This is a genomic window from Staphylococcus simulans, from assembly GCF_002902285.1.
Lineage (GTDB): Bacteria > Bacillota > Bacilli > Staphylococcales > Staphylococcaceae > Staphylococcus > Staphylococcus simulans.
This window is the reverse complement of the sequence record NZ_PPRU01000045.1, coordinates 205,435-212,086: the sequence shown is the minus strand read 5'-3', so window position 1 is coordinate 212,086 and position 6,652 is coordinate 205,435. Positions and strand designations below refer to the sequence as shown.

At 35.8% G+C, this 6,652-nt stretch carries 8 protein-coding genes; 4 read left to right on the top strand and 4 right to left on the bottom strand.

Annotated features, from left to right (window positions below; translation table 11 throughout):
- Window positions 1–116: 116 nt before the first annotated feature.
- Complete coding sequence (gene ftsW / locus CD112_RS11305; protein ID WP_002480543.1) at window positions 117–1,337, bottom strand: cell division peptidoglycan polymerase FtsW; 1,221 nt, start codon at window positions 1,335–1,337, stop codon at window positions 117–119.
- Between the two features lie 236 nt (window positions 1,338–1,573).
- Complete coding sequence (locus tag CD112_RS11300) at window positions 1,574–1,849, bottom strand: Fpa/YlaN family protein (RefSeq protein WP_002480542.1); 276 nt, start codon at window positions 1,847–1,849, stop codon at window positions 1,574–1,576.
- 136 nt (window positions 1,850–1,985) lie between these two features.
- On the opposite strand from CD112_RS11300, the gene CD112_RS11295 reads away from it, so the two are divergent.
- Window positions 1,986–2,468: a hypothetical protein gene (locus CD112_RS11295; RefSeq protein ID WP_002480541.1), complete on the top strand. Its 483-nt coding sequence runs from the start codon at window positions 1,986–1,988 to the stop codon at window positions 2,466–2,468.
- Window position 2,469: 1 nt separating this feature from the next.
- On the top strand, window positions 2,470–2,673 hold the full coding sequence (locus tag CD112_RS11290) for a DUF2197 domain-containing protein (protein ID WP_023015935.1): 204 nt from the start codon (window positions 2,470–2,472) through the stop codon (window positions 2,671–2,673).
- A gap of 88 nt (window positions 2,674–2,761) precedes the next feature.
- Here CD112_RS11290 and typA read toward each other — a convergent pair whose 3' ends face one another.
- On the bottom strand, window positions 2,762–4,609 hold the full coding sequence (gene typA, locus CD112_RS11285; protein ID WP_023015936.1) for a translational GTPase TypA: 1,848 nt from the start codon (window positions 4,607–4,609) through the stop codon (window positions 2,762–2,764).
- A 94-nt stretch (window positions 4,610–4,703) separates the two neighbouring features.
- Between typA and CD112_RS11280 the strand changes: the two genes are divergently transcribed.
- A complete protein-coding gene (locus CD112_RS11280; protein WP_002480538.1) occupies window positions 4,704–4,895 on the top strand; it encodes a DUF5325 family protein in 192 nt (63 codons plus the stop codon).
- Window positions 4,896–5,060: 165 nt separating this feature from the next.
- Here the strand turns inward: CD112_RS11280 and CD112_RS11275 are convergent, their stop codons facing one another.
- Window positions 5,061–5,879: an inositol monophosphatase family protein gene (locus CD112_RS11275; RefSeq protein ID WP_103364342.1), complete on the bottom strand. Its 819-nt coding sequence runs from the start codon at window positions 5,877–5,879 to the stop codon at window positions 5,061–5,063.
- A gap of 115 nt (window positions 5,880–5,994) precedes the next feature.
- On the opposite strand from CD112_RS11275, the gene CD112_RS11270 reads away from it, so the two are divergent.
- Entirely contained in the window at window positions 5,995–6,606 is a 612-nt protein-coding gene (locus CD112_RS11270; protein ID WP_023015937.1) for a YktB family protein, read from the top strand.
- The last annotated feature ends 46 nt before the right edge of the window (window positions 6,607–6,652 follow it).

Below are 6,652 nucleotides of genomic sequence, written 5' to 3'. Positions count from 1 at the left end.
ACAAGAAATGGGGAAAAGGTTATTATGTAAAATGTTAAAAAATAAAAAATGCCGACAAGTCCGTAGGACTTTGTCGACAGTCTGAGACTGAACGTGCTTACGCTCAGTCTTGTCATTTAATATCTTCTTGGAATATCAATATGTTTTTGTTTTGCTTTTTGTTTATCCATCTTGATTTGTTTCGCAGTAATTAATAATAAGCCTAAGGCGATACTTAAACTAATCATAGAGGAACCACCAAAACTAATAAATGGTAACGGTACCCCTGTCAACGGAATTAACGCTGAAATACCACCTAAGTTAACGAATGTTTGACTGCCGATATAACTTGCGATACCAACACAAACGAGTTTATAGAAATAAGAACTTGTTTCAGAAGCTAACTGGAAAGCTCTATAGACAATAAAGAACAATAATCCAATCACAAATAGGCCTCCGATTAAACCTAGTTCTTCACATATGACCGCAAAAATAAAGTCTGTATGCGGTTCTGGCAGATAGCCAAGTTTTAACACACTGTTGCCGATACCTTTACCGAATAATCCCCCATTCCCAATCGCCATTAAGGAGTTTGAAATATGGTAACCTGTACCAGATTCAAAATGGAATGGATCTGTCATAATTCTAAAACGGGCAACTAAGTATGCAGGTAACCAACCTGCAATGGCGAATAGTACTAATGCAATACTGCCACCTACCAATATGATACCGCCCCATTTTAATAGCGGTTTAATCCAAATACCTGCATAAAGCATAATGGACATAAAAATAATGATAATCAGCATCGTTTGCCCAACATCACGTTGGAATAGCACCATGATAATACATACAATTATAAATAATAAAGGATTCAGTATTAATTTCGGATTCGCAAGTACGCGCTCACGCTTTTTATTAATCATGAATGGCAGATAAAGTATAATGGCGATTTTCAACAACTCTGAAGCTTGTAAGTTCATAAACCCTAAGTTAATCCAACTTTTAGAACCATTGATATTTTTACCGATTAATAACGTAAAGAATAGCAAAAGGAAAATACCTGCCATCATAATTTGTTGCACACGTGTTTGCTGTAAAAATTTAACGTTCATGAAGAACGCCATAAAAAATACAATAATAAAACTCATCACAACGTACATTAACTGTCTTGTATAAAAATACGTACCAGACACAGGTGTACCCCCTGTTAACGTCCCTTTAGTAGCAGGAACCATACTGGCACTGTAAACCATAATCAACCCAATCAAACACAGCATTATATATGTAATCACTAACGGATAATCGATATATTTTGCATACTTTCCGACATACCGAAAGAAAGATTTTATGTTATTCATTTAAAAATCATCCAATTCTCATATTTGAAGTGTTTTCAAATATATTTAGAGTTTGTATAAGACTTTAATGTCTTAATTCTGTTTTCACTTTGACGATATCTTTATAAAACCACATTTTTAAGTCGTGTTGCAAGCATTTCTGTATGCTGAAAAGGAATAAAAAAAGTGACTGTACATTCTATCAACTTCTGACAGAACTGCAGCCACTTTGTGCGGTTTAATCTGATGCTGTGAAATTAAACGTTTGTGAATGCTTCATGAAGTTTAGACAACTCTTTTTCAAGACGCAACATGATTTCTTTACCTTGTTCGATATCAATCAAGCCTAAGTTTGCTGCAAAGTCTACTTCTTTTTGTAAGCCAAACATTTGTGTATCTAAAACTTCTTCATACAAAGGACATTGCGGCAATGTTAAATTGTCCATTTGTACTTTAATTAATTGCAGAATGCGATCTGCATCTTTATTTAATTGGTCATATGCCGCGTTATTGATTGTATTCGATTTCGTCATGACATACTCCCCCTATCATTTGTTTGTCATATTAAAAATTTTAGCCTACTCAAAACTAAATTGCAAGTAAATTTCGAATCAGTAACTCTATTCTATGTTATCATAGACTCAGATATTATAAAGGGGAGCGCATAACATGATACAAATTAAGGGTAAAGTTAAATTTCCAATTACTTTAGACAGTACAACTTGGATTTTTGACGATCGTAAAGTAAAAATCGAAGATTTAGAAGCAGGCGTCTTTGAAGGAACAAAACCTGTCGAATTCCAAAATAACCGTGAATGGAATCGCGCAATTTTGGAAGGACAAACGAATCCTCCAACCCTGAATTCTGAAATCAAGTATAAAAAGCGTGCCATGATTGAGGACACATTTGTGATTAACATGACACCTTTCTTCAAGAATGCTGAACCAAATGACGATGCCACAGCAATTCGTCTATCTAACGATGAAGATTCAATCGAAGTACCGTTAAGCTTATTACCTTACCTGTTCTTTAAATTCGCAGATAAAGGGAAACGTTTATATGATGACAACGGTGTAGACAGCTTCGTGTACATACCTGAAGAAGGGTATTCACATGAATTCAAACATGTGACGTATATCGAGGTGGTATAATTTGATAAAAGTACAGTGTATCATCTGTGATACAGAAGTACTCATGGATGAAAATACATTGGAAGCCAAACAGCTGCGCAATCATCCTATGCGCACATTTATGTGTGAAGATTGCAGAAGTCGTTTAGATGTTCCTAAACAACGTAATAACTTTTATAAAGCACAAGAAAAATTCAATATATTAACAGAAGACCATGACGATTGATTCATGGTCTTTTTTTCTTCCTAAATACTAAAAAAGAAGCCCGAATCTTTATGATTCAGACTTCTTCATTATCTTAAAGCTGTAACGATTACTCGTCTTCAGCCATTAATTGTTTAATACGTTTTGCTTCTTTTTCACGTTGAGATTTATTTAAAATTTTCTTTCTCATACGGATACTTTCAGGTGTTACCTCTAACAATTCATCGTCATCGATAAATTCTAACGCTTCTTCAAGTGTTAAGATACGTGGACGTTTCATTGTTTCAGTTTGGTCTTTCGTAGCTGAACGTACGTTGGTTTGGTTTTTAGTTTTAGTGATATTTACTGTTAAGTCATTATCACGGTTATTTTCACCAACAATCATACCTTCGTATACTTCAGTACCTGGTTCCATGAAGTTAGTACCACGGTCTTCTAAACCAATAATTGCATATTGGCTTGCTTTACCTTGGTCCATAGAAACTAATACACCATTACGACGTCCGCCGATACGACCTTTAATACGTGGACGGAATTCTTCGAATGTGTGGTTGATGATACCATAACCACTTGTCATTGACATGAACTCAGTTGTGTAACCGATCATACCACGTGCAGGCACCATGAATACTAAACGTGTTAAACCATTATCTGTAGTCACCATGTCTAACATTTCACCTTTACGTTGTCCAAGTGACTCGATAACTGAACCTGCATTTTCTTGAGGTACTTCACATTGTACGCGTTCAAATGGTTCACATAAAACGCCATCGATTTCTTTAAGGATTACTTGTGGTTTAGATACCTGTAATTCAAAACCTTCACGACGCATATTTTCAATTAAGATAGATAAGTGTAATTCACCACGACCTGCGATAACCCAAGCATCTGGTTGGTCAGTTGGTGTTACTTTTAATGATACGTCTGTTTCAAGTTGTTGATCTAAACGGTCTTGAATTTGACGTGCAGTCACATACGTACCCTCGCGCCCAGCAAATGGTGAGTTATTTACACGGAAAGTCATTTCAAGTGTTGGTTCATCAATACGTAAAACAGGTAATGCTTCTTGATGGTCATGTGGTGTTACTGTTTCACCTACGTTGATATCTTCCATACCTGAAACCGCAATTAAATCCCCTGCATGTGCTTCTTCAATTTCTTCACGTTTTAAACCGAAGAAACCGAATAATTTGCTGACACGGAAGTTTTTAACACTGCCGTCTAATTTTAATAATGAAACTTGATCTCCGACTTTGATTGTACCGCGGAATACACGACCGATACCGATACGACCTACATAGTCGTTGTAATCAAGTAACGCGATTTGGAATTGTAAAGGTTCATCGCGGTTATCTACTGGTGCTGGTACATAGTCTAAGATTGTTTCATACAATGATTGCATGTTTTCATCTTGTTTATCTGGTTCTAAGCTTGCTGTACCGTTTACAGCTGATGCATATACAACTGGGAATTCTAATTGGTCATCATTTGCATCTAATTCGATAAATAAGTCTAAGACTTCATCTACAACCGCTTCTGGGCGTGCTGCAGGTTTATCGATTTTATTTACAACCACTACAGGTTTTAAATTTTGTTCTAACGCTTTTTTCAACACGAAACGTGTTTGAGGCATTGTACCTTCGTAGGCATCAACAACTAATACAACACCGTCTACCATTTTCATGATACGTTCCACTTCACCGCCGAAGTCAGCGTGACCTGGTGTGTCTAAAATATTAATTCTAGTGCCTTTATAATTAACTGCAGTATTTTTCGCTAAGATTGTAATACCACGTTCTCTTTCAATATCATTAGAATCCATTGCACGTTCATCAACATGCTCATTCTCACGGAAAATACCAGATTGTTTTAATAATTCGTCAACTAATGTTGTTTTACCATGGTCAACGTGAGCAATAATAGCAATGTTACGTACGTCTTCTCTTAAATTTGTCATACTAAATTTCCTTTCTTGAGTAAATTCCCACTTCAATTTGCAACTTTTTTATTATATCATATTATTGAGCAAAGAATAATAAGGTGGGGTTTGAATGCAGAAAAAAAAATCAAAAGCTATATTTTGGCTTTATTCTGTTCTTGCAGTCATTTTCTTAGTACTGTTCAGTTTTAGCTTAGGTGCTCAAAATTATTGGTTTATGGCGATTACAGCCATTATCCTAATTGCGATTTTCGGTGCCGGCTTTACAACTAAGAAAAAATATCGCGAAAACGATTGGTTCTGACCAATCATTACATGAATTTTTAACATAAAGGGTTCCACTCCTTGCAGTACCCTGCAGGAGAAAGAATACACATATATTTCAGTCAAAAGAAAAAGGTTGGGTACCTAGATGCTTTTTGAACAATTGCTTGTTTAAACAGCTTCGATGGTCCCGACCTTTTATTTTTTATCGATATCTTTTGTGTAATGTCTCAAAAGTTTCTTTTTCCGGCAACATGTGTTTCGTTAAAATTTCCTCATGTATGGATTGATTGCCGACCAATACAGAGTGCGGCTGATTTAGTGAAAGTGGATTACCTAATAAATCCGTACCTTTACCGCCTACTTCATTTAAAATAATTAAAGCACCGGCATAATCCCAAGGTTGTAATCTCGGTGTTAAATATGCACCTAATTTTCCTTGCGCAACATGAATCATTTCTAAGGCTGCAGAACCATAAGCGCGACAACTTCTCGCTTCATCTACTACCTTTCTGAATATAACACCAATCACCGGCTTTGTTAACCAATTTGGATTAATTCCAATTAAACTTTTATTTAAATCCGAATTCTCAAGCGGCTTCATTGGATGTTCGTTTACAAACGCACCCTCTCCTGCTTTTGCATGATAGAGCAAATCATTCATGACATCATAAACAAATCCTGCATAAGGCTCTCCATCATTATAAATACCGATAGAAATCGCAAAATTTTCTTTTTGATGCACAAAGTTCAATGTGCCGTCAATCGGATCTATAACCCAGACAATGCCTTTTTGTTCAACTTCAGACATAGGTCTGCCATGTCCTTCTTCACCAATAAATTGATGGTCTGGATAATTCTCCATAATGTTATTGTAAATAAAATCTTCCGTTGCTTTATCAACATTTGTCACCAAATCATTTGGATTGGATTTTGTTTTAATATTGATATCTTGCTGCATCATTTTACGGATATTATTACCCGCTTCAATTACAAGTCCTTTTGCAAAATTATATACTGCCATTTACGAACACCCCTTCTATCATATTATAACTAAATCATTTCAGAATTTCATTTACTCTAAATCAAGCCAAAATTATGCTACAATGTTTTCAATCATAACAACAGGAGGCTTTGTCATGTCTAACTATACTTTTTCTTCTAAAGACTTTAAAGTCTTTGAAGTGCCTGGATTAGAAGCACGTATGGCTGAAATCGAACAACACATCAGACCAAAACTACATCAGTTGGGTGAACACTTCGCTGACTTCTTATCTACCCATACAGCAGATGAATTCTTTATGCATATCGCAAAACATGCACGTCGTACAGTAAATCCGCCGAAAGATACTTGGGTCGCTTTCTCTACGAATAAACGCGGTTATAAAATGCTGCCGCATTTCCAAATCGGTTTATACGAATCACAAGTCTTTATCATGTTCGGCGTTATGCATGAAGCTAAAAATAAAACGCATTACATTGAAGTCTTTGAAAATCACTTCAAAGATATTGAAAACTTGCCTGCAGACTACCGTATTTGTGTAGATCATGTCAAAATGGATAAACCATTGATCCAAGACCTATCGACTGAAGACTTAGAACAAGCATTGTCACGTGCAAAACAGCTTAAAAAAGGTGAATTCTTTGTTGCACGTACACTCTCACCTGATGCACCTGAGTTAAAGTCAGATCAAGCATTCCTCGATTATTTAGAAGATACGTTTGAGCAACTGTTAAAGTTTTATCCATAATAGCATAATACCGAGCATTTAACTATTCATTCAAAATTATCGTGCT

Coding starts and splice junctions, on each gene's coding strand:
- ftsW (WP_002480543.1), bottom strand. CDS start 1,337: ATGAATAACATAAAATCTTTCTTTCGGTATGTCGGAAAGTATGCAAAA.
- CD112_RS11300 (WP_002480542.1), bottom strand. CDS start 1,849: ATGACGAAATCGAATACAATCAATAACGCGGCATATGACCAATTAAAT.
- CD112_RS11295 (WP_002480541.1), top strand. CDS start 1,986: ATGATACAAATTAAGGGTAAAGTTAAATTTCCAATTACTTTAGACAGT.
- CD112_RS11270 (WP_023015937.1), top strand. CDS start 5,995: ATGTCTAACTATACTTTTTCTTCTAAAGACTTTAAAGTCTTTGAAGTG.
- typA (WP_023015936.1), bottom strand. CDS start 4,609: ATGACAAATTTAAGAGAAGACGTACGTAACATTGCTATTATTGCTCAC.
- CD112_RS11280 (WP_002480538.1), top strand. CDS start 4,704: ATGCAGAAAAAAAAATCAAAAGCTATATTTTGGCTTTATTCTGTTCTT.
- CD112_RS11275 (WP_103364342.1), bottom strand. CDS start 5,879: ATGGCAGTATATAATTTTGCAAAAGGACTTGTAATTGAAGCGGGTAAT.